We start from the raw sequence: 26,502 nt of genomic DNA, 5'->3' as shown, positions 1-26,502 counted from the left end.
AGAAATTACCTAATGGATCTTGATTTTAGCGAGAACTTCAATCATAAATTGTAAAATCTGGGAATCCAGTTGTAAAAATTGAGTCGTCACATTCAAAAAGGTAAATTTCGTCATCGATCAGAAAAAGAAAACGCAAATAGGTTTTATTTTTTTAAGAACAAAAATTAATCAGATGAAATAAATAGTAACTTAGACTTCAAGAACATCGAAAAGCCTGAAATCAATAACTATGCATAAGGTAGTTAAAACAGCAAGATTCATTAAAAGCAATAAACCAACCATAGTTTTAATGACAAGATGGCACGCTATCTTTAGATGTAAAAGTCGTTTATCCAAGGATATAGGGGCACTTCAAGCAGCAAAGATCCAAGAAAAACTAACTAATCACACTATTAAAGTAGCTAAAGATATTCAAAAAGATGGTCTCGCTGATGTAACAGTTGCCATCGATGGAATTGGAATTCAGGCAGCGAAAAAATGGGCGCTCAAAAATAAGATTCAAAAAATTACGCTTCAAGGGGCTGGCAATCTAGGAACAAAAATGAAAAGACAGTTTTTAAAGACTCAATTTGAAAATACTATTTCTCACAAAACGATTCATAAACCTGTCCTATTAATTGGAACTGATTTACCATCAATCTCACACTTTGACTTAATTCAAGCTATTCAAATACTTAATAGAAAAGAAATGGTATTAGGTCCTTCAAAAGACGGTGGATACTGGCTTATAGGATTATCAAACAAACTCTTAAATCCACTATGCAACTGGCCATTTTCTGGTATAAAATGGGGAAGCGATAAAGTGCTGGAAGAGACAATACGATTGGCTTCCTTAAATCAAATAAATTATCAATTACTTCAAACTAAAAATGATCTTGACAATATTTTGGATTTATCACCATGGCTAGATCACAACAGTTTCCAACTCTCAGCATCGTCATACCAACTCTAAACGAAGCAGATCATCTTCCTCTTCTCTTTGCTGATTTAAATGAATGGCCTGATGATTTTGATTTAACATTAGTGGATGGAGGGAGTACAGATTTAACTATTTCAATTGCAAAAATACAAGGAGTTAGTGTTATCAATAGTCCTAAGAAAAATAGAGGATATCAATTAAAAACTGGTGCCTCCAAAGCAAAAGGAAATTGGCTTCTATTTCTTCATGCAGATAGTAGGCTCGACAAAAAATGTGGAGAAACTTTGTTTAAAATAATGCAAAATAAAACATCAAAGAATTTTGCATGGTATTTTGATTTTAAAGTCAAAAAAGATAAATTAGAATACAGAATTTTAGAACTCGCTGTAGCACTTAGAAGTCATTTTTTACAACGTCCTTATGGCGACCAAGGCTTACTAATTCACAAAGACCTTTACTACCGATCAGGAGGGTTCTCATCCTTAAAAATAATGGAGGATCTCGACTTGATAACTAGAATTACGAAAACTGCAAAAGTAAAGCGTATCGGTTTAAATTTATACACTGACGGCATAAGATGGTCTAATTCAAATATAATTAAACGTGCTATTAAGAATGCAAGGTTAAGAAAGAAATGGCGCCAAGGCCATGAAACAGATAAATTATCAAAAGAATACTATTCATAATTTATCAACTGTAATTTAATCAATTAATTAGAATACCAAAAGGCACATTTATTCCCTTTTGGTTCTAGATTCCATCCTTGTCTTTTATAAAAAGTTATCACATCAGAATCAGCAAATAGAGTAACTCTAGTAACACCTTCCCTTTTTAAACTCCTCATTAAATAAGACATAAGTTGTTTCCCTAATCCATAACCTTGATAAACAGGGTTAATAGCTACATCCCATATCGTTGCATCAATAACTCCGTCTCCGGTGCATCTTGCAAATCCAATTAATCTTGGAAACTTAGGATCATGTTGCCATAGACCAATCTTAAGCAAGCTATTATCTAGAGCTCGTTTCACTCTTCGAAGTGGTCTTCTTCCCCAACCAACTGCTTGTAAAAGTTGCTCAAGTTCAATTAAGTCAAAAGATTTGGAATCACTAAAAACGAAGAGGGATGAATTATCTTGATTAAAATATTGAATAGCTTGTTTTCCATATATATTTTTTAAGGTTTCATCTGAAAGAACATTTTGATTCCTCCAGCCTGGCATTCCTAGTTTTTTTGACCCTAGATTAATCATAAATTAGTACTAGTCAGATAGATGCGAGACCTTTTTCTTGCAAATCAGATAGTTGGGCATAAAGTCCACCCAAAGCCCTCAACTCTTCATGATTACCTTGCTCAACTAGCCTTCCTTTTCTCATTACAAGGATTCGATCAGATGATTCTATTGTTGCTAATCTATGTGCAATAACAAGCGCTGTTCTTTTCTCTAACAACCTATCAAGATCTCTTTGCAAAGTTGCCTCAGTTGATGGATCCATAAAAGCAGTAGCTTCATCCATGATTAATACTTTTGGATCTCTTATTGCAACTCTTGCAATAGACAAAAGCTGTCTCTCACCTGAAGAAAGATTCCCTCCTCTTTCCCTAATATATGTATCTAATCCATTTGGAAGCTTTCTCAATAAATTATCGAGTCCTAATTCACTGCATATATCTTTCAAGCCCTGATTATCTATTGAAGAATCCAAGCGAAGATTATCTGCAACATTTCCACTAAAAAGGAAAGTGTCTTGAAGAACTACTCCAAGTTGTTTCCTAAGAGCTTGAATAGAAATGTTTCTAATATTTTGACCATCAATGTATATATTTCCTTTTTGAGGTTCATAAAGCCTACATAATAATCTAATCAAAGTAGTCTTACCTGACCCAGTTGGGCCAACGAGAGCGACATGTTCACCGGGATTAATTTTGAAACTTAAATCGTTTATTATAGGTTCATCTTCTCTGTAAAAAAAACTAACATTTTCAAATAAAACTTCTCCAATTCGAGTTTCATTTGAATTGATTCTCTTTTTATTTTCTACCTTCTTATCAATTTGATCATAAATCTCTATTTTCTTTTCAAGCAGCTCACTTATTCTTTCAACTGCTGTTAGCCCACCCTGGATTTGTGTAAATCTTTCTGCCAATTGTCTCAGAGGTTCAAATAATCTTTGTGAATAAAGAATAAATGTGGTTAGAGTACCAAGTCCCATAGCTCCTGCCGTAACCATATAACCGCCCAAAGAAATAACCAATGCGACTGCTGCCAATGAGACCCATTCAATAAAAGCAGAAATACTGCTGTCATAAAAAATAGTCCCGTTTACCGCATTTTTATAATTAATACCTGTTTTGGAAAATTTTTGACCATTTAATGATTGCCTTCTGAACATCTGAACAACTTCTAGGCCTTGTAAATTTTCCTGAAAGTTTGCATTTAGTTGGGAAAGTTCTTCTCTAACTTTATAGTTTTCTATTCGATAACGTTTTTGTAGCCAAAGAATAAAAGCTGTAACAGGTATTTGAATAATTAAAAGAAGCAAACCCAATCTCCATTCAATTAAAATCATAGTTATTGATATAACTATAAGGCTAACAAAATCAGCTAAAACACCAACAGCTCCACTTCCAAAAACTTCTGACAATGCATCAACATCACTAGTTAATCTTGTTAGCAATTTACCAACAGGCATTTTGTCATGAAAACGCAATGACAATGACATGGAATGGGAAAACAAATCATTTCTAATTCTTGCAGTCAACCTTTGCCCTACAGCCTGTATATTGTATGACTGAAAACCCTGTAATCCAAGTCTTAGTAATACTGTTATGAATAGAGTTACTATTATCAAACTAATTGATGATTGACTAGATAAATTATCAAAAAAAGATATCGTATCTTCTCCTCTTAAAACAGAAATAGCTTGGCCTACAAGGAGAGGTTGAATTGCACCGGCTAAAGCAACAGGTAATAGTATTAAAAGTATTAGGATTAAACGTTTTTTTTCCTTTTTTAAATACTTACCAAGTTTCTTAACTCTTCGAAAATCATTTTTTGCCATCAGGAGAGAGATTAATCTGAGATTGGATTTGAATTGAATCAATAATTTCTTGAAGTGGACCTCTATCTAACCTTAGTGATAGTGGATGACCAACAAGCCGAGCGCTTGATTTGAAAAGTTCTTCAATTTCTATCAGACCATTATCTCTAAGAGTACGACCAGTTGCGACTAAATCAACGATTGCTTCAGCCATACCTGTTATTGGACCAAGTTCAACCGATCCACTCAAATGAACCAATTCAACAGGCAAATCAATTTGATCAAAAAATTTCTTTGCACAGTTTGTAAATTTACTTGCAACACGACAGTTAGGTGGCAAGTCAGAAGCACTCAAATAACCACTACTCGATTTAACTGCAACAGACATATGGCAAGCTCCAAAACCAAGATCAACTAAATTAGACACCTGCAATTTCTGCTCTTGTAACACATCAAAACCCACTATTCCCAGTTGTGCCTGTCCATAAGATACGTAAACAGGGACATCACTGTTTCTTACTAAAAGGGCTTTAGCACGTCCACAAACTGACGGGACCATCAATTGACGATTGCTATCTTCTAAAACAGCCGAGAAGTCAAGTCCAACGTTCAAAAACATTGAGACTGATTCTTTCAATAAGGCGCCTTTTGCTAGTGCAACTGTAAACATGTCAAAAACCATTGAAATTGATTCCAACTATTTCATTACTTAAATAAAAAATGTTAGAGAAAGAAAGCGAATTCACTATTCACCCAATTACTGTTTTACAGGACAATATCGTATGGGTATGGGTCCACAATTGCAATGCGGTAGTAATAGATCCATCCATCTCAAGTCCTGTAGAAAAATGGCTTTTAGAGAAAAACCTATCCTTGGAAGCTATCCTTCAAACGCATCATCACGATGACCATATAGGTGGGACACAAAAGCTAATCAAAAGATGGCCGAATGCAAAGGTAATTGCTTCAAAAAAAGAACTTACAAGAATACCTTTTCAAACATTTTCAGTAGGTGATAATGATATTTTTCATTTAATGGATGGTGAGATTCAAGTCATTGAAGTGCACGGTCATACGAACAACCATATTGCCTTTTATGTATCAAAAGAAAATGCTAAATATAATATATTATTCCCTGGAGACACAATTTTTGGAGGTGGTTGTGGTCGCCTTCTAGAAGGAACGCCATCTCAAATGTTTGAAAGTTTATATAAACTTAATTCCTTACCAGAAAACACAAAAATATACTCAGCTCATGAATATACAGAAAACAACTTAAAATGGGCATTAACTTTAGATTCAAAAAATATTTCTATTAAAGAAAGATTAGAGCTTGTTCAGAATAAGCTTCGAAATGGGATACCTAGTCTCCCATCAACAATCTCAGAAGAAAGAAAAACAAATTTATTTTTAAGAGCGCAAAATGTCGAAGAATTTAAAAAACTAAGAATGCACAAAGATAGTTGGAAATGTTAAATTCTAATTTAACTATCAAATCTCTTAACACAAGCCTATACATTTATGAAAAGTTCAGATATAGAGCCAATCGAAACAGAATTCGCACCTAACCCAGTTGGCCCATATAACCAAGCTGTGTTAGTAGAGAACTGGTTGTATTGCTCAGGACAAATTGCTTTAGACCCTTCAACTGGGGTAATGCTAGGGAATGGGAACATAGAGGATGAAACCAGACAAGTTTTAAAAAACTTAATAGCAGTAGTTGAAGCTGCTGGTGGGAAAAATTCAAATGTAGTAAGAACAACTATTTATTTAACTGATTTAAACGACTTCGCAAAAGTGAATGCGATTTATGCGGAAACCTTTGGGGGAGCAGCGACGAGCCCAGCAAGAGCATGCGTGGAAGTATCAAATCTTCCAAAGGGAGGAAAAATTGAAATAGATTGCGTTGCTTGGCTAGGAAACAAGAAATAAAAACAACTTTGTGACTAAACAGAACATTGCCACTTTGCTAAGTGGCCCCATGATTGTCTAAATTGATAATTGATTCGCAATAGACAATGTCCACTGCCAAGTTGACTATTGGCGAACTAGAAGCAGGATACCCTCTGTACTGCAAAGCACTTAGGAGGCTCTTGCAACAAGGACGTACCGCTGATCAAATTCAAAGAACAGTTTGCTGGAGCCATCTAGAGACTCTCAATCGCTGTTTACCAGGGAGATATAAAACTCCCTCTTATCTAATGGCATTAATCAAAAGAGACCTAGAACAACCAAAAGAGGAAGATTAATTTTTTTGCTGATTATTTAAAAAATCTATTTTACTTGCGAAATCAAAATCATCTTTTGATATTTCTTCTTTCTCATTATTTTCTACAGGCCTGATGGTGATGTTTGCATAAGTCTTCCCGAAACTTATGTCAGGGAAGCGATTTACCTTCTCGCAAAAATCACCTAGCTCATCAAGAAAGTCTCTATTTTTTTCATAAGATTGGAATTCAAACCTTTTTTCTAGACACTCTGGTCTTTTCTTTTGCCTCCACCCTTCCATAAAAAAAAACATTTCTTTTATAAAAACTACTACATCGTGAATTGATTGAAGAAATAATTGATAAACAAAAAACTACTTAACTTCTCCTTTTAGCACCACTCCATTTCAAAGCCGGCTCAACTTCGATATGTGGACGAGCAATGATATGTGCCGCAACTAAACCATCGCCAACACGCTCACATGCATCAGCACCTGCTCTCACTGAAGCATTCACAGCACCAGTTTCACCACGAACCATTACTGTTACATATCCACCACCTACGAGTTCCTTAACGATCAAATTCACTTCAGCAGCCTTAGTCATTGCATCTGCTGCTTCTATTGCGGGTACAAGTCCACGAGTCTCTATCATTCCTAGTGCAATACCAGTTTTTGGATAACTTTTAAAACCTCTATTTTTTCCAATTGGAGTTTTAGTTGAGCCATAACCTCCAGTGCCATTTAATACATTTTTAGCCCTAGAAATACTTTTAGTATTAGATACTTTTTCAGTCGAAGAGGACTTTATGTTGGAAGTATTTTTTAATTTAGTGCTTGAATTCAAGGGAGTAATATCAACAACCTGATCTTTAGGTTTAATGATTTTATTACCAGTTTTTGGTTGTCGATTTGAAGAGTTAGTCATAATTTAGGAATTTATAAAATTAAGCTTTATTGAATAGTGTTATAACTAATCATCAGGTGACCAATTATCAATAATCCCACCAATAGTTAAATCAGTTTGAGTATTTGGATCTGGGCATCCCCACCTCGCTGCGGTTCCTGTTGCGGTAAAGACCCAATTACCTTCTCGCGCACCGACGGGGTCAACAGCCACAAGTCTTTTACCTTTGTTATTACACAATATTCTTAAATGCATATGTCCTAAACCTTCCACTCTCTGTGAACATACCAACCGTCCCATAACTTGCATGATCTCCATTATTTTGCTCCTCCTGGAATCTGCTGTTGTGTCTCCGGATCCCAATGATCAATAATCCCAACAATTGTTAAATCACTTGGATAAGACTTACTTCCAGCAGCTTCGCGAGCCGCAGAACTTCCTACACATATAACCCAATCATCTGGTTTACATCCAACAGCATCAACAGCAACTTTTTTTGAGCTGCCGTCCAATACAACCTGTAAATGTTTATGTTCAAAGCCTGGAATGCGATTGGTTGAGACAAGTGGTTTGAGAACTTTACAAATGAGCATTTAGTGAGCCTCCTGAGTGACTGGATCGAGGGAAGAACCTACAACTTCTGCAGGAGCCTTTTTGTCTCGATCTCGAATAGTAAGAAATGTGTGAAGTGATCCATCATCTATTAAATCTCGATAACGAGACTTAATAGCCTCATTAATTCTATGACAATCAGATAACGCCCTATTTCTTGCATGAGGGACACTACCTGAGTAATCAAAGCGAATGACAATAGGGATTGGTAAACTCCTAGAGATATTGAGACCTGTAAAAATTTTCACTCCGACATCTAAGTCAGGGGCACCTTGCTCGACAGTCTCTAAATGAGCAAAATAAGTAAGGTTTCTCAAATGCACTTCTTTAAAACCAATCCCTACACCAATAAATCTCTCAGCATGACCAGCATCTTTATAACTTCCATCGTGAAAGTTTTTTACATAATCAATTTGAGAAATATTATTTGAAATGAGTTTAGTGATAAACATAACCATATTTGGATCAGTTTCTCCAGGACAAACACTTTTGATATTTTCTTGAATTTTTTGAAGAGCATCCTCAGCATTTAGAAATTGAGTCTCTTTGTAGATTTCATTTGCACAAACCCATGATTTCAAATCAACTTCATTAGTTTTTGAGGGAGTATGAACTCTTATCGCATCTGTATCTGTGTCAATACCAATTAAAAGTAAATCAACAGATGCACCACAGCAAAAACTATTTTCGACTGCTTCCCTAAAATCTAATAATCGCTGTAAGCCTTCTGATGCCGCCAACTCATCATTACTACCATGAGCAGCACATCCTTGGTGCGTAGGATCAACAGAACTAAAATGATAGATTACTGATTTTAAATATCTTGTTGGCTCAGTTGCAGAGTTAGGAGTTGACTCTCTATATCTACTATGTTCAGTTTTAATCCAACGATTAACTGTTTTTTCAATATCGAATAGTGCACCGGCATGAGAACGCCTCCTAACAGAGCTAAAAGGTATACGTAAAGCGTAGGAAATAGCATGAGCTAATCGGCCATCGGCACAAGGAGTGATATCTAAAAGATGAAAGCCACATTGATAAAGAAAAGATTGAAAAGATTTAGCATATTGACTATCTTCAGATCCCTCTATTGGATCTGAATTAAAAAATTCATTACTAGTCAATTGGTGTGATTGAAAAACACACCATGCAAACAAGGCACTAATATCAACACTCCCGACCCACGCCTTTTCAAGTATGTGCGATGGTAATTCATACCCTAATTCTGAGCGACATAAATTTTGAGCTCTTTCTACAAAATTTAAATCATTTTGAAGACTAGAAACTCTTTTTAAAAGAGGGACAATATTATCAAATCGACCTTTAACCTTTTTTTCGTATTGAATTAACTTCTGATTTTCTTGAGAATTCGTCAATGGATGATCAGTTGAGAAAGAGCTAATAGTTTTGATTTCATCAGAGAAAGAATTAGTAGTCTTAATTACTTCAGAATTCAAGCTCTGGTTCTCTAGATCGACAAATCTCTTCATAGGAGCTGTAGGCCCACGAAAAGATTTCTTGGCCAAATTACGATAGGCCATCGACTATTTAACCTCTTGCTCCACCAGAGAAAGTAACCAATTGACCTTCCCTTGTATTGCCACTAGATCCTGTGATCAAAAAGTCTGGTTCAGGGACTTCCTGATTTCTTTTCAATTCAGCTGCCTGCATTGCGCTCATTGGACCTGGGCGAGAAGGATTACGTCTCTTAGCAGAGGCTCCTTCTGTTCCAGTTACATGTTGTCCTCTTGCCCAATCATCTCCAGTAATATTTAAACCAGCTGATTGGCCCTCGCCTGTGATTCGTGAGGTTGGTCTTTGTTTGGTCTCTTCGTTAACTACCTCATCAACTTTATTTTGCTTAGCATTAGATATTTTTTTATCAAATCTAAATTGTTCGGTACCAGTTACTTTATTAGCAGCCATGTCGAATGGCCCTGTAATTCTGGAACTATCTTCGTAGCTTGTTCCAGTAACACCTGATTTTAATTCTGTTTGAATATGAGCCTCCCTTGCTGGAGATTTCACACTAAAACTTGTCCAAGGTGCTTGTTCAGTATTTTCTTGATGCGCATAACCTGCAGAACTATTTGAAAGACCACAATTTTCGTTTAATTGATCACCACCAACATATGGTGTTCCGGTTAAAGGCTCGCAAGCACCTTTGTTAGCTCCTGTCATTTTCCCGCCTATACCAGGTTGCTGACCAGTCAATCTTGCCGCAGGAGTCCCAAGTTGCCGAGGGGTTCTAGCCTCTATCTCAGCAGAGGTGGCTTTATCACACCATTGATTTGCTTGTTCTAGACCTGCATATGGTGTTCCAGTTACTGCTTTACAAGTTCCAGGTTCATCTCCAGTTACAAGCTGAGATCTACCTGTCATTGTTCCACTGACAGACTGAGTCTTATTAGTCAAACTTAAACCAACCTTGGCAGGATCAGGTTCAGGTTTACCACCACAAAAAGAATCGAATTGCCTAGAACCTACATATTCGTCTCCTGTCACATTTTTACAACTGCCAGCCTCATTACCAGTCACATTTTCTCTTCTTGAGACATCAGTTCCAGTTACACCATTACCACGAATTGTTTTTAAGGAACCAACCTTTTCAGCAGGTCTTCCAGAGGGCAATGGATCAGCACCTAAATACTGGTCTCCAGTTAAATCCTTACCTGAGCCTGCTTCATTACCTGTTACCAACTCTGACCTTCCAGTCATAGTTCCACTTACTTTTCTACCATCAAGTGTATTGCTATAGCCAATTTTTGAAGGTGAAGGATTAACACTTCCGCAGTAGGCATTTGATTGATTAGCAGAAATATATTCTGTGCCTGTAAGATTCTTACATGTTCCTGGCTCATCTCCAGTAACTTTTTCTGATCTACCTACCTCATTACCTGTTACTAAATTTCCATGAGTTGTACTTGTAACGGCTACCTTGGGGGGTTGACTTATGGAAGTATTAGCACCATTACAAAAAGAATCTATAACTTCGGAACCTAAATATTGAGTACCTGTAATCGAACGGCATGTACTTGCTTCATTACCCGTAGTTTTCAGAGATCTATTTGCTTGAGTTCCAGTAACAAGTTGACCAGTAGAAGTTTGACTCATACCTACCTTCCAATGAGCATCTGGAGCACTAGCATTCTGTTTTGCTCCATTTTTATTTGGCCCACAAGGACGTGTTACGGCAGTACGGTTTGTTCCAGTAGCACCAGTTTTGCTTTTAAGCTCTCTTACTCTTTGAGCTATTTCCTTAGTAGTTAGATCTGGATTACCTTGTCTTGCAACAGATGCAGCTGATGTTGGTTGCTTCCCTGCAGATTTACCGTGTTTTGACAAAGCCTCTCTTCGAGCAAGAACAAGTGCTCTACTTGAATTAGTAATAGCTTTTCTTTTACCAGTCGAACGGCGATCCGTTGTTCTTTTATTTAAAGTCAAAGTAACTTCTGGTTTTGAAATTGTATTAGTAGATTGCTCTAGAGCTTTTTGCTCACACTCTGGACAACAATGTTCAGCCTTTTTTTCACTATAAGAAAGAGTATTTTGACCCTTCTTCTTCTCAACGTCGACCCGAGTTATATCTTTTGTATGATCAGCAGATTTACCTCTACGAGATAGAGCTTCTCGTCTGGCAATAACAAGTTGTCGACTAGAATGGGCTACTGAGCTTTTATATGATCTTGAACCTATTGAACTTCCAGAAGTACCTGATTGATAATTATTAGTACTTAACTGAGAAGAGGAATTATTTGAATGGGTTAAATTCTTTTTGGGCTTAACAAAAGTTGAATCAGTTCTAGTAGCTCTCGCGTCAGCGGAAGAACGAACTCTATTAGGTGTTGAACCTTTAATAGAGGCATTTTTACCTCCTTGACTCAAAGCCTTGCGGCGATCAAGAACCAATTGTCTACTTGTTTGTTTAGCCATATCAATCCAATGGAGAGACCGAAGAAATAATTTTTTAATTCTCTAAAGAATTATTAGCCCCGAAAGCTTTTCAGGGCTAAATTTATCAAAGCCTGAAACTAGCGGCCTTGGAAAACTACAAAGCAAGTACCTTGGCTTTGTGTATAGGCGTCATATCCAACGATACGCACATGATGATCAGGATATGCTCTATGACAAGCTTCTAACTCACTTACTACGAGATTCAAATCCTTTTCACCAAAGAAAGGTAATTTCCAATAAGACCAATAGGTCTGCATTGAACCACTTGGATGAACATGCTCAATAACTGGGCTCCAACCCTGAGCAATGATATAAGCGATTTGATCGTAAATTTCGTCCTGGGTCATCGGCGGTAAGAAGCCGAATGTTTCCAGGGTGGCGACTGTCTGGTAGTCACCTACTGTGCTCTGGAAAGGCATGGTGAACTTAGATTAGTGAATGAATGAAAGTCGACTGAGTCATCGACTAGTGAATTTGAGAAATTTAGAGGCGACTTTTAAAATCACCTCTAAATTTTTTTTACTGAACGTCGAGTTTATCGACTGTATCGAATTCGAACTTAATCTCTTTCCATGTCTCAAGCGCAATTGCTAGCTCAGGGCTATGCTTTGCAGCTTCAAGAAGGATATCGCGACTTTCTTTTTCGATTTCTCTACCTGCATTACGTGCTTTAACACATGCTTCTAGAGCTACACGGTTCGCAGCCGCACCAGCAGCTGATCCCCATGGGTGACCATGAGTACCACCACCAAACTGGAGACATGAATCATCTCCAAAGATTGCGAGCAATGCTGGCATATGCCAAACATGGATACCACCAGATGCCACAGCAAATACACCAGGCATAGAACCCCAATCTTGATCGAAGAAGTTACCGCGAGAACGGTCTTCAGGGACAAAGGATTCACGGAGGTTATCGATATAACCAAGAGTTGTTTGACGATCTCCTTCTAGTTTTCCAACAACTGTTCCTGTATGAAGTTGGTCTCCGCCTGATAGGCGTAGACATTTCGCAAGAACTCTGAAGTGAATACCATGCTGAGGATGACGGTCAATAACCGCATGCATAGCACGGTGGATATGAAGAAGCATGCCGTTCTTACGACACCAGTTAGCCAGACCTGTATTAGCGGTAAAACCACCAGTAATGTAGTCATGCATAATGATGGGCATATCGAGTTCTTTAGCAAACTCAGCACGCTCATACATCTCCTCAGGAGTAGTCGCAGTACAGTTAAGGTAATGACCTTTAACTTCACCTGTTTCCTGCTGGGCTAGCTTTACTGCTTCAGCCACAAACTCAAAACGCTCTCTCCAACGCTGGAATGGCTGAGAATTAATATTCTCATCATCCTTAGTTAGATCAAGACCGCCTCTTAGACATTCGTATACAACTCGACCGTAGTTTTTACCCGAAAGACCAAGCTTAGGCTTAATAGTACAACCAAGTAATGGACGACCGTACTTATTAAGACGATCACGTTCAACTACGATCCCGCTAGGAGGTCCGCCACAGGTTTTGATAAATGCCATTGGGAAGCGGATATCTTCAAGACGAAGATGACGCAGGGCTTTAAAACCAAAGACGTTTCCAACGAGTGATGTTAAAACGTTAGTTATAGATCCTTCTTCAAAAAGATCTAATGGATAGGCAATAAATGCGTAGAAGGCATCCTTGTCTCCAGGGACATCTTCAATGCGGTAACAGCGACCTTTGTAGAACTCAAGATCTACAAGCAATTCGGACCAAACTGTTGACCATGTACCTGTAGATGATTCAGCTGCAACAGCTGCTGCAACCTCTTCCTTTGGTACACCTTCCTGACCTGTGCATTTAAAACATGCAAGTAGATCAGTATCTAGGGGGACATAGTCAGGAGTGAAGTAAGTATCTCTATACTCCTTAACTCCAGCATCATACTTTTTAGCCATTGATAGCTCCTGTTAATTAGTTTAGAAGGTTGAAAATTTGAAAAGTCCTCTCCTCTTGGGACTTACTCAAAAATCAGTCCTTCTGACCTAAGAAGTTACCGTTGCCCAAAGCTGGCTCAACTTCACGATGTGGGCGAGCAATGATGTGAGCTGCAACGAGTCCGTCGCCTACACGCTCACAAGCATCTGCACCTGCACGAACTGCTGCGTTTACAGCACCAGTTTCTCCTCGAACCAAAACTGTTACGTAACCACCACCAACGAACTCACGACCAATCAAGCGCACTTCTGCTGCCTTGGTCATCGCGTCAGCAGCTTCAATTGCTGGTACTAAACCGCGTGTCTCGATCATGCCGAGAGCAATACCCATAGTTTCGCTAGCCATGTCCTATTTCAGTAAAGGGATGGAATGTTCAGGTGGGACAATGGCCCGTCAAATAGCGATTAGTCAAGGGGATTCTTTAATAGCGCTGATTACAGTTTCTAGTCTTTTGTATAAGCTAAACTTATCACCCTTGCTATGACAGTTGAGTAACACTGTTCGATTAATAGTTAGGGCATACTCATATTGCATTGCGTAAACACGTGCGTGTAGTTATTTTTACCCAAGAGACAGCTTCCTGGCTATGTCAGGGTTGGAATGTTCACCCAAAAACTGTCTCAAAATCTTCTAAAAAATTTGACGACTATTGTTTTTGAGTTCTTCCTGTAAGACTATATAGATCTGTTTAAATTATTAGATTTGGAAAAGCCACTAATAACCATTGCTAGTGGTAATCCGAAAAAGGTTGCCGAAATAGAGGCAATGCTTGGGCCGCTCCCAATTGAAGTCAAGAAACAACCTAGCTCTCTGGATGTTGAAGAAACCGGAAAAACATATCTGGACAATGCAATATTGAAAGCAAAAGCAGCGGCAGAATTAACTAACAGTTGGACCATTGCAGACGATTCTGGACTTGAAATTGATTCTCTTGGTAATGCTCCCGGTATCTTTTCTGCGCGACTTGCCGACACAAATGAAAAAAAGATAGAGAAGATTCTTACGGCTCTTGGCGACAGTCCTTACAGAAGTGCAAAAGTATGCAGCGTAATGGTGCTCTGTACAAACACTGGAGAGATTATTAAAAATACAATAGGGATTTGCTGGGGTGAAATTTTAAAAAAGCCTGCTTATCCAAATGGTGAATTTGAATCATTATTTTGGGTTCGTGAAACTAATTGCACTTATGGAGAATTAAATAATGCCCAATTATCAAAACATGGAAGTAGAGGCAAAGCAGCTAGAGAATTAGCTCCTTACCTTTTGAAAGCTATAGGAATTAAAAAATAATTAATTTTTATTTATGTAATCAATAGCTCTCATCGCCGCCGCCGCAGCCTCTTCAACATCGCCTTCTTTTCCCGCTAAAGTCAGCCTTCCAAAAGCACCAACTCCTTTCACATCAACGATTGTGATATTTGATGACTTCTCTGCCTCGTTTGCAGCCATCAAAACATATCCCGCTGGTTCAGTCTCAAGGATGAACATACTCATGCCAGATTGAATCATTGAGCCACGTCTATTTTGGCGATTGATCAAAACAGCATGGTCAGGAGTAATAGATCGAATAACTTCGGTCCATGTAACTTGAGGATTAGTTCTCCTATCAATTGTGCTTCCTATAGCATCTAAAACTACATCGCCAGAATGAATTACTGTGCTTTGATCTCGGTGATAAAGAGCAAGAGATCCAAATGCCCTTTCAACGATCATTTGGCCTAATCGCACGTTGCTGGCTTTTAGTGCGATATCTGTAACCCTGTGCACAGCCATTCCAGGAGAAACCTCCATCCAAAGGCAAGCATCGCCAGGTATGGGTAAGAATCCTGAACTTGCAGTTCCCATATAAGCCGCAAGTTGAGGTTGCAAAGAATCCAGGAAAACATATGTTCTTAATTCAATTTGTTTTACATGACTTGCTTGCCGAGCAACTAACGATTTTTCCGAATCAGTTGTTATTACTCTCTTTGGATCGTCAGCAAGATATTCGTTTACCTCTGCACCAGTAACTCTCTGGCTGCCACCTAGTCGCCTTTCATTATTTTCAAATGTGGCGAATCTTGTCATGCGCGAGATATTACCTCAAAGATTGCCTTTTTAGCTAGCAATTTAGACTTGCATGCTGAATTTAAGCCGATAAATTCAATATATATAGATCTGATTGAAGAATGACTGCACCTCAGCCAAAGGTTTCAAAAACTAATAACTCAAATACTGAAATCAATCCGGAGCAAGCGCTTGGTTTAGTCTCATTGGGTCTTATGCAAAAATTGTCTGACAAAGGTATTGACAACTTGAATTGGCTAAAAGAAGACGAAAGATGTGATACCTATGAACTTCGTCAAAGGCTTGAGCTAACTTCTCTAGCCATAGAAACAGGAGCTCCACTTAGCACGACAGAGGTATCAAAACTGTTAGGCGTTAGGCCAGGCTCCTCAAGAGTTGAGAGAGGTGGTCTCATTGCTAAAAAGATATCAAGAAATGTTTGGAGATTAATTAAATCAAGCCAAGAAAGTTCTCATTGGCGTAATTAGAAGTACCAAATTTAGGCTTTATAATGAGCCTTAGCATCGTAAAGAGTTTCTTCATTGATTTCTCTGCATCCTGCTTGGCGGGCATAATTCTCTGTATTTCTTCTTACTTTACCTCTTACAAAAAATGGGATTTTAGAAAGCTCCCTTTCACCTTCATGAGTCCATATAGGATCTGAACTTGTATTTGTTGAATCATTCGAAATTGTAGTTTTAACTACTTGATTAATATTTTCAGTTTCTTTTCCACCTAAATGGCCTAAATGGCTTTGATGACCGTCTACGAATTCAAAATCATGCTTAAACATTCCAATTAAATGTTCTTCAAGTCCCATCATTAGAGGATGGACCCAGTCGTCAAAAATGACATTTGCCCCCTCCCATCCCATTTGAGGACTATATCTAGCAGGTACATCCTGAACATGCATCGGTGTGCTAATTACTGCACATGGTATGCCAAGTCTTTTTGCACTGTGTCGCTCCATTTGTGTACCAAGAACCAATTCTGGAGACGTTTCTTTTATCGCCTCTTCTACTTCCAAGTAGTCATTTGTTATCAATGCCTCTAAGCCAAGAGCCTTAGCAGCCGGACGAACTTTCCTAGCCATCTCACGGCTATAAGTTCCTAGACCAACAACTTTAAAACCAAGCTCCTCGCTAGCAATTCTTGCTGCAGCAAGAGCATGAGTTCCATCTCCAAAAATAAAGACTCTTTTCCCTGTTAAGTAATTCGAATCCACTGAATTCGAATACCAAGTTAGTTTCGAATTATTAGCTTCGTTTACTGATTTTGGGATTTCCATCCCTAAAATTTCGTGTAATTCTCTAAGAAAATCCTGAGTAGCCCCAACGCCAAGAGGAACTGTTGTGGTAAAAGGCATATTTAAATTTCTTTCAAGCCAAATACAAGTTGATTCCGCTATCTCTGGATAAAGGCAAACATTCAGATCTGCATCTGGTATTCGAATTATATCTGCAGGTGAAGCTCCTAATGGCGCCACAACATTGACGTCTATACCGTGCTGACCAAGAAGTTTTTGTATTTCCAAAATGTCATCACGACATCTAAAGCCAAGTAAAGTTGGACCAAGAAGATTTACTCTCGGTCTTCTTTTTTCCTCCTGCCACGCTTGTTTTGATTCTTCCGATTTGTCTTTAAGTAAATTTCTTACTATTTGATAAAAAGTCTCAGAGCCACCCCAGTTTTCCTTTTTGCTATAGGCAGGCAACTCTAGGCTGACAATTGGGATGTCAAACCCCATACCTTTAGCAAGTGAACCAGGCTGATCTTGAATTAATTCAGCTGTACAGCTTTCTCCAACTAAAAGAGCCTCTGGATTAAACCTATCGACAGCTTCTTTTATATGTCCTTTTACGAGTTCAGCTGTATCACCTCCTAAATCTCTAGCTTGAAAAGTTGTATATGTTACGGGTGGCCTACTACCTCGACGTTCAATCATCGTAAAAAGAAGATCAGCGTAAGTATCTCCTTGAGGAGCGTGTAAAACATAATGTAATTTTTTCATCGACGTGGCAATTCTCATCGCACCAATATGAGGAGGGCCTTCGTATGTCCAGAGAGTTAATTCCATGAAATTAATTTGATGTAAGTGTTTTAGGATTTAGAATGTCATGCCTGCGAAGTGGCCTTGAGAACAATTCTGCTAGATCAGAAGCTTGATCAATCCCGTGAATTGGGCTAAAAACCATTTCAATCGACCATTTAGTTGATATCCCTTCTGCTTCGAGTGGATTAGCAAGCCCCATGCCACAAACAACTAGATCTGGCGAACTATCTCTTACTCTGTCTAATTGCCTCTCAACATGCTGTCCCTCAACAATACGACAATCGGGTGGGAGCAAGTCTATTTCTGCTTTCATTAAATCTCTATTTAAGTAAGGCGTTCCTATTTCAACAATCTCCATTCCACACTCGTTACTTAGAAATCTGGCGAGAGGTATTTCTAACTGAGATTCGGGCAAAAGAAACAATTTCTTTCCAGAAAGTTTCTCTACATGTGGTATCAAGGCTTGCTTTGCCCTAGATATCAATGGATTTAATATTGAATCAACTAGAGATTTCTCTATTCCAAATGAATTCGCAGCCGCCTGAATCCATAATGTACTTCCCGTGACACCTAATGGAAAGGGAGCTTCAATTATTTCAGCACCTTTATTTTTTAACTCTCTTGCCGTATCAGTTAAATATGGCTGCGTAAGAAGGACTTTAGTCTCCGGGCCAATTGAAGGTAATTCAGTTGACTGCCTGGGTGGAAAACTTTCTACATTGTCTATACCAAGTCGATTAAAAATACTTGTAAGCCGATCCTCTACAGCATTCGCAAGAGTACCTACTAAAAGCAATTTCTTTTGATCACTCTTCGGCATCAACGGGATCAATGCTTTTAAAGCTCCATCTTCTCCTTGAGTGAAAGTTGTTTCAATTCCACTACCCGAATAATTCAATACTTTTACTTGACCCTTAAGTTCAATATTCAGATTTTCGGCAACTCGTGAAAGATCTATTTTTATTACTTCGCTTGGGCATGAACCAACTAGAAAAAGAGTTTTTATTTCCGGTCGTCTTGCTAAAAGATTTTTAACTACTCTGTTTAACTCGTCATGAGCATCAGCTAATCCTGCCAAATCTCTTTCTTCCAAAATAGCTGTGCCAAAACGCGGCTCAGCAAAAATCATCACACCAGCTGCACTTTGAATCAAATGGGCACAGGTTCTAGAACCCACAACCAGAAAGAAAGCATCAGGCATTCTCCTGTGGAGCCAAACAATAGATGTTAGGCCGCAGAAAACCTCTCTTGGACCAGATTCCTTAAGGAGCGTTGCACCGCTCATAGAAATAAATTTAATACATGTATATATTCAAATTGCATCCAAAAAGGGTAAACCGTCAACAAACACTTAATCTCTTTCGCATTTAGTTACTTTTTAGTTACCTAATATCTGACTACGGTAACTTTTGTGCTCCCAACAGTTAGCAGTTCTCAGTTCGCACAACATATTTAGAAGGCAATTCCTTATCCACAACGCAAGCTGAAGGCATGAGTAGAAATACGCATACTCGCCGCTTAAGATGTGTATGTTTTCATTTGAAGATATATATTTAATGCCAAATGTATCGAATTCGCTAAACATTTCCTAAAGAGATATTTGACTGCAAGAATATAAACAAGGACTTTCGAAAGAAAAAGATTAATGACTTCGACAATAACTCGTAAGGAGGACGGTGAAGGTAGCGTTCAGGTAAAACAAGATCCAAAAGCACAAATCCAAGAAGGAGCTCTTGTTATTGCTGTATATGGCAAAGGAGGTATTGGCAAATCAACTACTTCTTCAAATTTATCAGCTGCATTTTCAAAACTTGGAAAGAAAGTGCTTCAAATCGGTTGTGATCCAAAGCATGACAGCACTTTTACCCTTACGCACAAGATGGTGCCTACCGTCATAGATATTCTTGAAGAAGTAGATTTTCATAGTGAAGAGCTGAGACCTGAAGACTTTATGTTTAAAGGTTTCAATGGTGTCATGTGCGTTGAGAGTGGTGGGCCTCCAGCCGGAACAGGCTGTGGTGGCTATGTCACTGGTCAAACAGTCAAACTTCTAAAAGAGCACCATCTTTTAGAAGATACTGATGTGGTTATATTCGATGTTCTTGGTGACGTTGTATGCGGTGGTTTCGCTGCTCCATTACAACATGCAAATTATTGTCTAATTGTTACCGCAAATGATTTTGATTCAATTTTCGCAATGAATCGCATCGTCGCAGCAATAAATGCCAAAGCAAAAAATTACAAAGTTCGCTTAGGAGGTGTAATAGCCAACCGTTCTGCTGAATTGGATCAGATAGAAAAATTCAATGAAAAAACAGGTCTTAAGACCATGGCTCATTTTCGTAACGTAGACGCAATACGCAGATCAAGACTTAAAAAGTGCACAATTTTTGAGATGGATCCAGAAGAAGATGGCGTAGTGGAAGTACAAAATGAATATCTTTCGTTAGCCCAGAAAATGATAGATAACGTTGAGCCATTAGAGGCAGAACCTTTAAAAGACCGTGAAATATTTGATCTACTTGGATTTGACTAAATAAATACTTAAAGGGCTATTTCAGACCAACTAAACGCATAGACAATTCCCAAACTTTTCTAGAAGTGACTGGATCTGTCACTCTATCGGACAACTCTTGTGAGAATTGTTGTCTGTCCTTACGTTGTCTATTACCCCAGCTCCAATGGACACCTGAAATAGCAAATTGAGGGTCTGCAACGACTTGCGCTACTCTGTCACCAGCGAGCGCTTCACTGACAAAACCTCCAGTTATTAATTTCTGAAACCATGGGAACAACCACTGAAACAGTTTAGGAGTGTTTCTAAATAATCTTGTATTAGCGACACATCCTGGATATAGAGAACTAAAAAGAATGGGAGAAGAATTAAATCGCCTATGTAATTCTTGAGTCGTAATCATATTGCATAACTTACTGTCTTTATAGGCTTTCCCTGGTTTAAAACGTTTACCACTAGCCATTGATATTGGTTCGCAAAAACCCTCTTCAAAACCAGATAGATTTCCTAGATCAGCTTGAGCTGGTATTGGTATTTTCCCGCCTAACTCTTTGTTGTTAGCAGTTACTGTCCCTAAAATAACTACTCTAGATGATTCCACCCCCCAAGATCTTCCCTTCCAGACCGGTCTTGAGGACTTACTAAGATTTTCCAAAAGCAACTGAATCAATAAAAAATGCCCAAAATGATTTGTTGCCATTGATATTTCATATCCCTGTGGAGATCTCAATGGTTTTTTTAAACGAGGCAGATACACAGCAGCATTACAAACCAAAGCATCCAATGGTTTATCCAAATCCTCTAGAAGACTTTTAGCCCCATTGCGAACGCTATCCAAGTCGCCAAGATCAATTTGTATATGTTTCAGTTGTCTTGGACTATTGATAGGTAAACCAATAGCTGAGGCCGAAGTTTCAGCTCTCAAAGAAGATCTATTTGCAGTAATAACTCTCCACCCCCTCTCTACCAAAGACTTTGTTGCATACAAACCAACACCTGAGGTTGTACCAGTAATTAAGACAGTTCCTGGTGCCGCTTGTACTAGAGCCATCTTCTTTAGAAAAAACTATTTTTAATCAATTTTCAAAGACAAATCTAAACCTAAGAGACGCAAAGTTAATCATCGCCAGATAACTCTGACACTATTTGGAGTAATCCACTGATCTTGCTCCTTAAAAAAACTTTGTTCTCCACCATTTATAAACATTTCATCAAAACGTAGTCTTAACTTTTGAAGTTTTTTTGATTCTCTTTCTAATAGATATGACAATTCCAGATTCCTATTTACACGTTGATGAGATGCAAGTCCTAAGTTCACGAGACTTGTTGAAAATACAATCAATAGACCAAGCTTCAAAATTAATCCCACATAGCTATATAAAAGCTCTCGCCTAATTTCTTCTCTCTGAAATTGAGAAACTTGAGTAAAAGCATCGATTTTTTTATTTACAGAAGGATTCCTCTTAATAATTTTCTTTGATCGCTTCCTTCTGAATGGCTCTTCAATACGCTGAGGTTGTCCCAAAATCAAATGAAAGTCTCACATGTTTTCATGTTAACTTAATTAACAATAGAATCAATTCTTTCAATACTTTTAATGCTTTATAAATTCAAGAAAAATAAATAAGTAAAGGAGAATATAATGAAAGTAATGTTTTTAAGAAATCAAATAAGTCTTTAATATCATACTTTGACTCAAAATATAATCAAATAGCTTTTACTATTCTTAGATTAAGTTTATGATGTTTTAGCTTCTACTTGAAAAGTTTTCATAACAAATAACTAAAAAGCAAAATGAATAATCGAGAAGAAGTTCTTTATTTAAATCCTCTTGAATTAAGTGGACCAGAACAAATGGCAATTGATCTCTTCTTATTAGAGAAATCATTTACTGACCAAAAATTTAATATGGCAGTACGTTTTTACACCTGGGATGGGGACTGGTTGTCGATTGGTAAAAATCAAAAAGAACTACCAAAAGGCTGGCTTAAACTTTTAAAAAATGAACAGTTAAAAATCGTAAGAAGGCCTAGCGGAGGGAATGCTGTTCTTCATAGCAGAGGGCTGACTTATGCACTCATATGGAAATATCCACCAAGGAACAAAAAAGAATCATACCTAAAGACAACTCAATGGTTAAAATGTGGTCTAAAAAAAGCTGGAGTGGATTTATCTTTCGGGACTGAACCTGTGCATTTATCTAATAGTAATTGTTTTTCAACTTCAACATTAGCTGACTTGATTGATAAAGATAAAAACAAGCATATTGGAAGTGCCCAATACTGGAGAAAGGGACACTTGCTTCAACATGGAGAAATATTAATGGAACCGTCAAAACAATTATGGAAGAAAGTTTTTAATACTGATCCACCAAAAATAAAAAATGAAATAAAAGATAAAGGTAAGGTTATAAATATTTTAAAAGAGTCATTCAGCGAAATATGGCCTGGTTTAGAAATGTCTAATTACAAATTAGATGAAGAAGACAAAGAAATGATAAAACGTTTATCTATAGAAAATTTCAACAAAATCAATCATTTTTGACTATCCTCTAGATCAATCGAAGCCATTGAATTTGCTATTTGAGAAAGATTCAATCCTATTGGATAAATATTTTCTTGTCTTGCGACTTTAATTAATTGATCTGGAAGATTTAATCCAATTTTTTTTAGTACTGCTTTACCTATATCTACTCTATCGAGTGTTCCTAAAGGAAGGCCAGCACTCGAGAGAACAAGTAATCTTGCGTCTCTTGTTTTTTCAATTTTTATTATTGCTTGCCATAAAGATTCTTTTTCACTAATCGATGGCAATTGATCTATTGGCAATGAAAACTCATAAAGAAACTTTTTATCCCAATTTTGTACAACAATATTTTTCAAGATTTTTTCATGCACATAACCAACCCATCTACCTTCTCTACACAAAAGAATCCAATCTTGATTAAAGTCATTATTTTTATTTAATGAATTAGATTTAGATAAAATTTTAACTGGCAAATTATCCTCTAGGACCCTGTATGAGCGACTGCATACTTGATTGACATTCAATTCAGATAATATCTTTTGTATTTGAATAATTTGGCTCTGTGACTTGGCTGAAGTAAAGATAAATAAACCAATAATAAATAAGCAAAATGCAACATAAAAGCTACCACTGAGCAAACTAAAAAGGCCTAAAAATATTGCAATAAAAGAAATCAATCTTGCAGAGGCTATTGCAACTTTAATACCTGTCCTTTTACTACCAGTAAAATGCCAAATTAAAGATTTTAATATTACACCACCATCCAGAGGGATTATCGGAAGCAAGTTAAATAACCCTATTAAAAGATTAAGGTTCCCAACCTGCTTAAATAAGTTCGAAAAAACAAGATTTGATACTGATAAATTATTACTTAATAAAATCATTAAAAAGGCTAAAAAAAGACTAACAATTGGTCCTGAAATTGCGATTTTCAAACTTCCTTTTGAAGTTGTACATTCTTTTTCTAGGTTTGCCATTCCCCCAAGAAAAAAAAGTGTTATGTCTCTAACTTTTAGACCTTCTCCAATTGCTACAAAGGAATGAGCCAATTCATGCAATAAAACAGATATGAACAAAAGAATCGACGTCAAAACACCTATCAGCCAGCCATCAAAAATAGATGCTTGACCATCCAACATTGTCTCAAACTGCTCTCTTGCTGACAAAGTAAAATATAAGAAAACCAAAAACCAACTAGGATGGACCCTTAAGGGGATGCCTTTGATTTTCATAACTTCCCAACTATCCAAGCTTAAATTCCTCCAAACTCTCAATAAATCTATTTCAATCAATCCTAATAAAAGTTCTGAAAATGATCAGAAAATCTCCTTCGATAAAATCAACAGCAATAAAAATTTGTGGGATAACAAATACTACGCAAGCAAAATCTATAGCTCAATTCAAAATAAATGCTATTGGGGTTATTGGCGTAAAAAATTCCCCTCGTTTTGTAGAAGAAGAAGAATGTATAAAAATTTTTAATGAAGTAGAAAAGGTTTCTTCAGAAATTGAGAAAGTATTAGTTATTGCAAATGAAAATTTAGGAACAATTAAATGTATAAGCAACAGATCAATTCCACCATCAGTTATCCAACTACATGGGGATGAATCAGTTGATTATTGTCGTGAATTAAAGAATAAATTTTCAACAATTAAATTATGGAAAGCCTTCAGATTAAAATCTATTAATGATTTAAATATCATAAGTCAATACGAGGAGTATGTTGACGCTATCCTCCTAGATGCATGGGATGAAAAGTCACTTGGTGGAACGGGTAATAGAGTCCCAGTAGAGTTACTGGTTAACAAAACTTTTAAAGCTCCTTGGATATTAGCTGGTGGAATATCAGCCGAGATAATTCCTGAAATTTTTTCTAAACTTAAGCCTGATGGGGTTGACGCCTCAAGTCGATTAGAAATATCTCCAGGAATTAAAGACCTGAATAAAGTTGAATCTCTTGTGCGTGAAATAAGAGAACAAAACAATAAATGAGTTTTACTTTGATTTGACTAATTTAGAATGCTCCTGCGGAGGGCATAAGTGTTATGTCCTCAATAATTTGATTAATTGGCTGATTAGCAAGATGTAAAAGCTGAGATGCCGCTTGATCAACTGAGAGCATAGAATCTCTATCAAATTGCATCCCGACGCTATCAGCATCCCAAAGAGATGAATTTACTGATCCAAGTGTAAGTGTGCATGCTCGTATTAAATTACTTCGTTCTTCTTCTGCTAAGCATTTAGTAAAACTTGCTAATGCTGCTTTGGAAACACAATATGCTCCCCATTGCGGGAAAACATTTCTAGCAGCATGGCTACTAACGTTGATAACTAATCCTCCTTTTTTTCTCATTAAAGGAACCACTTCAGAGCAAACCTGAAAGATACTGGTTAGGTTCATTTGCATGATCCATTCCCATTTCTCAAGTGGCATAGATAAAAGATCTCCAGTCCAAGCAACTCCTGCATTATTGATCAATACTGAGGGAATCAATCCACTATTCATCAATTCAACTATCCCACTAGAGATATTTTTGGAATTACTGAGGTCAATAGATTTGTATAGGATCTTGACTTTCTTATTCTCAATTTCCTGAGATAGACTTTCCAGTTCATCTTCGGATCTAGACAATAGTAGTAAATCCCATCCAGAATCAGCAAAAGCTTTGGCAGTTGCCCTCCCAATTCCTCTAGAAGCACCTGTGATTAATACTGTTGACAAGAAAGTTAATAGCAAACATGAAAACTTTAAACTGAAATTTCACTTTCTATAGACTGAGTTTCCAAAAATTTTCCCATTTCTCTAAATTTTGTATACCTGTTTTTTCTCAATTCATCAGTAGATAAAGCCAATAATTCAGATAAATGCTTCTCAAGGGCATTTTTTAAAGTTTCTCCAGCCTGAAGCGGTGCCCAATTGTTCCCACCAGAAGGCTCTTTTAGAACCTCATCAACAATTCCTAATTTCACAAGATCAGGTCCAGTGATTTTTAGAGATAATGCTGCCTCAGGAGCCTTCCCCGCATCTCTCCATAGAATCGAAGCACAAGCTTCGGGACTCGCAACCGTATAAACACTATGTTCAAACATCAGCAATCTATCTGCGACTCCTATACCAAGGGCACCGCCAGAACCTCCCTCCCCAATCACTGTCGCAATGATGGGCACTTTTAATCTGAACATTTCTCGCAAATTAACTGCTATTGCCTCACCCTGGCCTTGTTCTTCCGCTACGAGCCCTGCGTAAGCCCCAGGAGTGTCTATGAAAGATATTATTGGGAGACTGAAGCGATCTGCATGGTCCATAAGCCTTAAAGCCTTTCTATAGCCTCCAGGCTTCGCCATGCCAAAGTTTCTTGCGACATTCTCTTTTGTATCTCTACCTTTTTGTTGTCCAATTAGAAGAACAGGTCTTTCACCTATTCGAGCCAACCCTCCTATGAGAGCTTGATCATCAGTTCCGCTTCGGTCCCCATGTAATTCAACCCAATCATCACAAAACATCTGGATGTAATCAAGCGTGCTAGGCCTTTGAGGATGCCTAGCTACTTGAATCTTTTGAGCTGGAGTAAGTGCATTAAATATTTCTTCACGCCTTCTTGCAGCAAGAGTTTCTAATTGCAGAAGTTGTTGACTTACATCAACCTCAGAATCTCTTGCTAATTCTCTGATTTGATCAATCTGATTCTCTAATTCAACAAGAGGTTTTTCAAATTCGAGCAGAAAACGTCTAGCCATAGAAAAATAACC

At 37.6% G+C, this 26,502-nt stretch carries 30 protein-coding genes; 10 read left to right on the top strand and 20 right to left on the bottom strand.

Features of this window, described 5'->3' with window-relative positions:
• Nucleotides 1–289 precede the first annotated feature (289 nt).
• Both AC6EI0_RS10905 and AC6EI0_RS10900 read left to right on the top strand, forming a co-directional pair.
• Entirely contained in the window at nucleotides 290–952 is a 663-nt protein-coding gene (locus AC6EI0_RS10905) for a TIGR04282 family arsenosugar biosynthesis glycosyltransferase (RefSeq protein WP_498522513.1), read from the top strand.
• A complete protein-coding gene (locus AC6EI0_RS10900) occupies nucleotides 901–1,605 on the top strand; it encodes a TIGR04283 family arsenosugar biosynthesis glycosyltransferase (protein ID WP_498522512.1) in 705 nt (234 codons plus the stop codon). The genes AC6EI0_RS10905 and AC6EI0_RS10900 overlap by 52 nt, the downstream gene beginning before the upstream one ends.
• Before the next feature lie 23 nt (nucleotides 1,606–1,628).
• Here AC6EI0_RS10900 and AC6EI0_RS10895 read toward each other — a convergent pair whose 3' ends face one another.
• The 3 genes from AC6EI0_RS10895 to hisG are packed head-to-tail and all read right to left on the bottom strand — an operon-like array spanning nucleotide 1,629 to nucleotide 4,630.
• Nucleotides 1,629–2,171, bottom strand: a complete 543-nt coding sequence (locus AC6EI0_RS10895; RefSeq protein WP_498522511.1) for a GNAT family N-acetyltransferase — start codon at nucleotides 2,169–2,171, stop codon at nucleotides 1,629–1,631.
• 13 nt (nucleotides 2,172–2,184) lie between these two features.
• On the bottom strand, nucleotides 2,185–3,981 hold the full coding sequence (locus AC6EI0_RS10890; RefSeq protein WP_498522510.1) for an ABC transporter ATP-binding protein: 1,797 nt from the start codon (nucleotides 3,979–3,981) through the stop codon (nucleotides 2,185–2,187).
• Entirely contained in the window at nucleotides 3,968–4,630 is a 663-nt protein-coding gene (hisG, locus tag AC6EI0_RS10885; RefSeq protein ID WP_498523545.1) for an ATP phosphoribosyltransferase, read from the bottom strand. The genes AC6EI0_RS10890 and hisG overlap by 14 nt, the downstream gene beginning before the upstream one ends.
• A 50-nt stretch (nucleotides 4,631–4,680) precedes the next feature.
• On the opposite strand from hisG, the gene gloB reads away from it, so the two are divergent.
• From gloB to AC6EI0_RS10870, 3 genes are all read left to right on the top strand, one after another.
• Complete coding sequence (gene gloB, locus AC6EI0_RS10880) at nucleotides 4,681–5,436, top strand: hydroxyacylglutathione hydrolase (RefSeq protein ID WP_498522509.1); 756 nt, start codon at nucleotides 4,681–4,683, stop codon at nucleotides 5,434–5,436.
• A 45-nt stretch (nucleotides 5,437–5,481) separates the two neighbouring features.
• Complete coding sequence (locus tag AC6EI0_RS10875; RefSeq protein ID WP_498522508.1) at nucleotides 5,482–5,892, top strand: Rid family detoxifying hydrolase; 411 nt, start codon at nucleotides 5,482–5,484, stop codon at nucleotides 5,890–5,892.
• Between the two features lie 86 nt (nucleotides 5,893–5,978).
• Complete coding sequence (locus AC6EI0_RS10870) at nucleotides 5,979–6,209, top strand: DUF3136 domain-containing protein (protein ID WP_011294518.1); 231 nt, start codon at nucleotides 5,979–5,981, stop codon at nucleotides 6,207–6,209.
• On the opposite strand, the gene AC6EI0_RS10865 is transcribed toward AC6EI0_RS10870, so the two are convergent.
• From AC6EI0_RS10865 to csoS1 (AC6EI0_RS10825), 9 genes are all read right to left on the bottom strand, one after another.
• A complete protein-coding gene (locus AC6EI0_RS10865) occupies nucleotides 6,206–6,469 on the bottom strand; it encodes a 4a-hydroxytetrahydrobiopterin dehydratase (protein WP_498521652.1) in 264 nt (87 codons plus the stop codon). The genes AC6EI0_RS10870 and AC6EI0_RS10865 overlap by 4 nt on opposite strands.
• A gap of 76 nt (nucleotides 6,470–6,545) precedes the next feature.
• On the bottom strand, nucleotides 6,546–7,094 hold the full coding sequence (gene csoS1, locus AC6EI0_RS10860) for an alpha-carboxysome major shell protein CsoS1 (protein WP_498522507.1): 549 nt from the start codon (nucleotides 7,092–7,094) through the stop codon (nucleotides 6,546–6,548).
• 45 nt (nucleotides 7,095–7,139) lie between these two features.
• The gene (locus AC6EI0_RS10855) at nucleotides 7,140–7,391 is read right to left on the bottom strand and encodes a carboxysome peptide B (RefSeq protein ID WP_498522506.1); all 252 of its coding nucleotides are present in this window, start codon (nucleotides 7,389–7,391) and stop codon (nucleotides 7,140–7,142) included.
• The gene (gene csoS4, locus AC6EI0_RS10850) at nucleotides 7,391–7,666 is read right to left on the bottom strand and encodes an alpha-carboxysome shell vertex protein CsoS4 (RefSeq protein ID WP_269609931.1); all 276 of its coding nucleotides are present in this window, start codon (nucleotides 7,664–7,666) and stop codon (nucleotides 7,391–7,393) included. The genes AC6EI0_RS10855 and csoS4 overlap by 1 nt, the downstream gene beginning before the upstream one ends.
• On the bottom strand, nucleotides 7,667–9,226 hold the full coding sequence (locus tag AC6EI0_RS10845) for a carboxysome shell carbonic anhydrase (RefSeq protein WP_498522505.1): 1,560 nt from the start codon (nucleotides 9,224–9,226) through the stop codon (nucleotides 7,667–7,669).
• Nucleotides 9,227–9,233: 7 nt separating this feature from the next.
• Nucleotides 9,234–11,618, bottom strand: a complete 2,385-nt coding sequence (csoS2, locus tag AC6EI0_RS10840) for an alpha-carboxysome scaffolding protein CsoS2 (protein WP_498522504.1) — start codon at nucleotides 11,616–11,618, stop codon at nucleotides 9,234–9,236.
• Nucleotides 11,619–11,716: 98 nt separating this feature from the next.
• Nucleotides 11,717–12,058 carry a ribulose bisphosphate carboxylase small subunit gene (locus AC6EI0_RS10835; protein ID WP_036906978.1) on the bottom strand — a complete coding sequence of 114 codons (342 nt, stop codon included), beginning with the start codon at nucleotides 12,056–12,058 and terminating at the stop codon, nucleotides 11,717–11,719.
• 100 nt (nucleotides 12,059–12,158) lie between these two features.
• On the bottom strand, nucleotides 12,159–13,571 hold the full coding sequence (locus AC6EI0_RS10830) for a form I ribulose bisphosphate carboxylase large subunit (RefSeq protein ID WP_036906976.1): 1,413 nt from the start codon (nucleotides 13,569–13,571) through the stop codon (nucleotides 12,159–12,161).
• Nucleotides 13,572–13,644: 73 nt separating this feature from the next.
• Nucleotides 13,645–13,956, bottom strand: a complete 312-nt coding sequence (csoS1, locus tag AC6EI0_RS10825; RefSeq protein WP_011130577.1) for an alpha-carboxysome major shell protein CsoS1 — start codon at nucleotides 13,954–13,956, stop codon at nucleotides 13,645–13,647.
• A 357-nt stretch (nucleotides 13,957–14,313) separates the two neighbouring features.
• Between csoS1 (AC6EI0_RS10825) and AC6EI0_RS10820 the strand changes: the two genes are divergently transcribed.
• Entirely contained in the window at nucleotides 14,314–14,901 is a 588-nt protein-coding gene (locus AC6EI0_RS10820) for a non-canonical purine NTP pyrophosphatase (RefSeq protein ID WP_498522503.1), read from the top strand.
• Here AC6EI0_RS10820 and AC6EI0_RS10815 read toward each other — a convergent pair whose 3' ends face one another.
• Complete coding sequence (locus AC6EI0_RS10815; RefSeq protein ID WP_498522502.1) at nucleotides 14,902–15,678, bottom strand: BMC domain-containing protein; 777 nt, start codon at nucleotides 15,676–15,678, stop codon at nucleotides 14,902–14,904.
• A gap of 101 nt (nucleotides 15,679–15,779) precedes the next feature.
• Here AC6EI0_RS10815 and AC6EI0_RS10810 point away from each other — a divergent pair, with 101 nt between their 5' ends.
• Nucleotides 15,780–16,145 (top strand): DUF8679 domain-containing protein, encoded by a 366-nt coding sequence (locus AC6EI0_RS10810; RefSeq protein ID WP_498522501.1) that lies wholly within the window; start codon nucleotides 15,780–15,782, stop codon nucleotides 16,143–16,145.
• An 11-nt stretch (nucleotides 16,146–16,156) separates the two neighbouring features.
• Here the strand turns inward: AC6EI0_RS10810 and AC6EI0_RS10805 are convergent, their stop codons facing one another.
• On the bottom strand, nucleotides 16,157–17,734 hold the full coding sequence (locus AC6EI0_RS10805; protein ID WP_498522500.1) for a ferredoxin:protochlorophyllide reductase (ATP-dependent) subunit B: 1,578 nt from the start codon (nucleotides 17,732–17,734) through the stop codon (nucleotides 16,157–16,159).
• Nucleotides 17,735–17,738: 4 nt separating this feature from the next.
• Nucleotides 17,739–18,995, bottom strand: a complete 1,257-nt coding sequence (locus AC6EI0_RS10800; protein WP_498522499.1) for a ferredoxin:protochlorophyllide reductase (ATP-dependent) subunit N — start codon at nucleotides 18,993–18,995, stop codon at nucleotides 17,739–17,741.
• A 360-nt stretch (nucleotides 18,996–19,355) separates the two neighbouring features.
• Between AC6EI0_RS10800 and bchL the strand changes: the two genes are divergently transcribed.
• Complete coding sequence (gene bchL / locus AC6EI0_RS10795) at nucleotides 19,356–20,246, top strand: ferredoxin:protochlorophyllide reductase (ATP-dependent) iron-sulfur ATP-binding protein (RefSeq protein WP_036906964.1); 891 nt, start codon at nucleotides 19,356–19,358, stop codon at nucleotides 20,244–20,246.
• Nucleotides 20,247–20,262: 16 nt separating this feature from the next.
• Here the strand turns inward: bchL and AC6EI0_RS10790 are convergent, their stop codons facing one another.
• On the bottom strand, nucleotides 20,263–21,276 hold the full coding sequence (locus AC6EI0_RS10790; RefSeq protein ID WP_498522498.1) for a protochlorophyllide reductase: 1,014 nt from the start codon (nucleotides 21,274–21,276) through the stop codon (nucleotides 20,263–20,265).
• Nucleotides 21,277–21,345: 69 nt separating this feature from the next.
• Nucleotides 21,346–21,750 (bottom strand): hypothetical protein, encoded by a 405-nt coding sequence (locus AC6EI0_RS10785; protein WP_498522497.1) that lies wholly within the window; start codon nucleotides 21,748–21,750, stop codon nucleotides 21,346–21,348.
• Between the two features lie 269 nt (nucleotides 21,751–22,019).
• Here AC6EI0_RS10785 and AC6EI0_RS10780 point away from each other — a divergent pair, with 269 nt between their 5' ends.
• On the top strand, nucleotides 22,020–22,769 hold the full coding sequence (locus AC6EI0_RS10780) for a lipoyl protein ligase domain-containing protein (protein WP_498522496.1): 750 nt from the start codon (nucleotides 22,020–22,022) through the stop codon (nucleotides 22,767–22,769).
• Here the strand turns inward: AC6EI0_RS10780 and AC6EI0_RS10775 are convergent.
• Nucleotides 22,760–24,043, bottom strand: a complete 1,284-nt coding sequence (locus AC6EI0_RS10775) for a site-2 protease family protein (protein ID WP_498522495.1) — start codon at nucleotides 24,041–24,043, stop codon at nucleotides 22,760–22,762. The two genes, AC6EI0_RS10780 and AC6EI0_RS10775, sit on opposite strands and share 10 nt — an antisense overlap.
• A 20-nt stretch (nucleotides 24,044–24,063) precedes the next feature.
• Here AC6EI0_RS10775 and AC6EI0_RS10770 point away from each other — a divergent pair, with 20 nt between their 5' ends.
• Nucleotides 24,064–24,744, top strand: a complete 681-nt coding sequence (locus tag AC6EI0_RS10770; RefSeq protein WP_498522494.1) for a phosphoribosylanthranilate isomerase — start codon at nucleotides 24,064–24,066, stop codon at nucleotides 24,742–24,744.
• Between the two features lie 22 nt (nucleotides 24,745–24,766).
• Here AC6EI0_RS10770 and AC6EI0_RS10765 read toward each other — a convergent pair whose 3' ends face one another.
• Together AC6EI0_RS10765 and AC6EI0_RS10760 are read right to left on the bottom strand one after the other, a co-directional pair.
• Nucleotides 24,767–25,474 carry an SDR family oxidoreductase gene (locus tag AC6EI0_RS10765; protein ID WP_498522493.1) on the bottom strand — a complete coding sequence of 236 codons (708 nt, stop codon included), beginning with the start codon at nucleotides 25,472–25,474 and terminating at the stop codon, nucleotides 24,767–24,769.
• Between the two features lie 26 nt (nucleotides 25,475–25,500).
• Nucleotides 25,501–26,490: an acetyl-CoA carboxylase carboxyltransferase subunit alpha gene (locus tag AC6EI0_RS10760; RefSeq protein ID WP_498522492.1), complete on the bottom strand. Its 990-nt coding sequence runs from the start codon at nucleotides 26,488–26,490 to the stop codon at nucleotides 25,501–25,503.
• Nucleotides 26,491–26,502: the final 12 nt, after the last annotated feature.

Source organism: Prochlorococcus sp. G5PB11 (assembly GCF_059772425.1).
Note: the sequence above shows the minus strand (reverse complement) of the source record. Positions and strands in the feature narration are given on the sequence as shown.

Excerpts from the sequence above, each read along its gene's own strand:
- AC6EI0_RS10875 (WP_498522508.1), top strand. The coding sequence starts at position 5,482 with ATGAAAAGTTCAGATATAGAGCCAATCGAAACAGAATTCGCACCTAAC.
- hisG (WP_498523545.1), bottom strand. The coding sequence starts at position 4,630 with ATGTTTACAGTTGCACTAGCAAAAGGCGCCTTATTGAAAGAATCAGTC.
- AC6EI0_RS10815 (WP_498522502.1), bottom strand. The coding sequence starts at position 15,678 with ATGACAAGATTCGCCACATTTGAAAATAATGAAAGGCGACTAGGTGGC.
- bchL (WP_036906964.1), top strand. The coding sequence starts at position 19,356 with ATGACTTCGACAATAACTCGTAAGGAGGACGGTGAAGGTAGCGTTCAG.
- csoS4 (WP_269609931.1), bottom strand. The coding sequence starts at position 7,666 with ATGCTCATTTGTAAAGTTCTCAAACCACTTGTCTCAACCAATCGCATT.
- AC6EI0_RS10855 (WP_498522506.1), bottom strand. The coding sequence starts at position 7,391 with ATGGAGATCATGCAAGTTATGGGACGGTTGGTATGTTCACAGAGAGTG.
- AC6EI0_RS10760 (WP_498522492.1), bottom strand. The coding sequence starts at position 26,490 with ATGGCTAGACGTTTTCTGCTCGAATTTGAAAAACCTCTTGTTGAATTA.
- AC6EI0_RS10800 (WP_498522499.1), bottom strand. The coding sequence starts at position 18,995 with ATGAGCGGTGCAACGCTCCTTAAGGAATCTGGTCCAAGAGAGGTTTTC.
- AC6EI0_RS10905 (WP_498522513.1), top strand. The coding sequence starts at position 290 with ATGACAAGATGGCACGCTATCTTTAGATGTAAAAGTCGTTTATCCAAG.
- AC6EI0_RS10900 (WP_498522512.1), top strand. The coding sequence starts at position 901 with ATGGCTAGATCACAACAGTTTCCAACTCTCAGCATCGTCATACCAACT.
- AC6EI0_RS10865 (WP_498521652.1), bottom strand. The coding sequence starts at position 6,469 with ATGGAAGGGTGGAGGCAAAAGAAAAGACCAGAGTGTCTAGAAAAAAGG.
- AC6EI0_RS10790 (WP_498522498.1), bottom strand. The coding sequence starts at position 21,276 with ATGGCTCTAGTACAAGCGGCACCAGGAACTGTCTTAATTACTGGTACA.
- AC6EI0_RS10895 (WP_498522511.1), bottom strand. The coding sequence starts at position 2,171 with ATGATTAATCTAGGGTCAAAAAAACTAGGAATGCCAGGCTGGAGGAAT.
- AC6EI0_RS10870 (WP_011294518.1), top strand. The coding sequence starts at position 5,979 with ATGTCCACTGCCAAGTTGACTATTGGCGAACTAGAAGCAGGATACCCT.
- AC6EI0_RS10830 (WP_036906976.1), bottom strand. The coding sequence starts at position 13,571 with ATGGCTAAAAAGTATGATGCTGGAGTTAAGGAGTATAGAGATACTTAC.
- csoS1 (WP_498522507.1), bottom strand. The coding sequence starts at position 7,094 with ATGACTAACTCTTCAAATCGACAACCAAAAACTGGTAATAAAATCATT.
- csoS1 (WP_011130577.1), bottom strand. The coding sequence starts at position 13,956 with ATGGCTAGCGAAACTATGGGTATTGCTCTCGGCATGATCGAGACACGC.
- AC6EI0_RS10810 (WP_498522501.1), top strand. The coding sequence starts at position 15,780 with ATGACTGCACCTCAGCCAAAGGTTTCAAAAACTAATAACTCAAATACT.
- AC6EI0_RS10770 (WP_498522494.1), top strand. The coding sequence starts at position 24,064 with ATGATCAGAAAATCTCCTTCGATAAAATCAACAGCAATAAAAATTTGT.
- AC6EI0_RS10890 (WP_498522510.1), bottom strand. The coding sequence starts at position 3,981 with ATGGCAAAAAATGATTTTCGAAGAGTTAAGAAACTTGGTAAGTATTTA.
- AC6EI0_RS10835 (WP_036906978.1), bottom strand. The coding sequence starts at position 12,058 with ATGCCTTTCCAGAGCACAGTAGGTGACTACCAGACAGTCGCCACCCTG.
- csoS2 (WP_498522504.1), bottom strand. The coding sequence starts at position 11,618 with ATGGCTAAACAAACAAGTAGACAATTGGTTCTTGATCGCCGCAAGGCT.
- gloB (WP_498522509.1), top strand. The coding sequence starts at position 4,681 with ATGTTAGAGAAAGAAAGCGAATTCACTATTCACCCAATTACTGTTTTA.
- AC6EI0_RS10805 (WP_498522500.1), bottom strand. The coding sequence starts at position 17,734 with ATGGAATTAACTCTCTGGACATACGAAGGCCCTCCTCATATTGGTGCG.
- AC6EI0_RS10780 (WP_498522496.1), top strand. The coding sequence starts at position 22,020 with ATGAATAATCGAGAAGAAGTTCTTTATTTAAATCCTCTTGAATTAAGT.
- AC6EI0_RS10845 (WP_498522505.1), bottom strand. The coding sequence starts at position 9,226 with ATGGCCTATCGTAATTTGGCCAAGAAATCTTTTCGTGGGCCTACAGCT.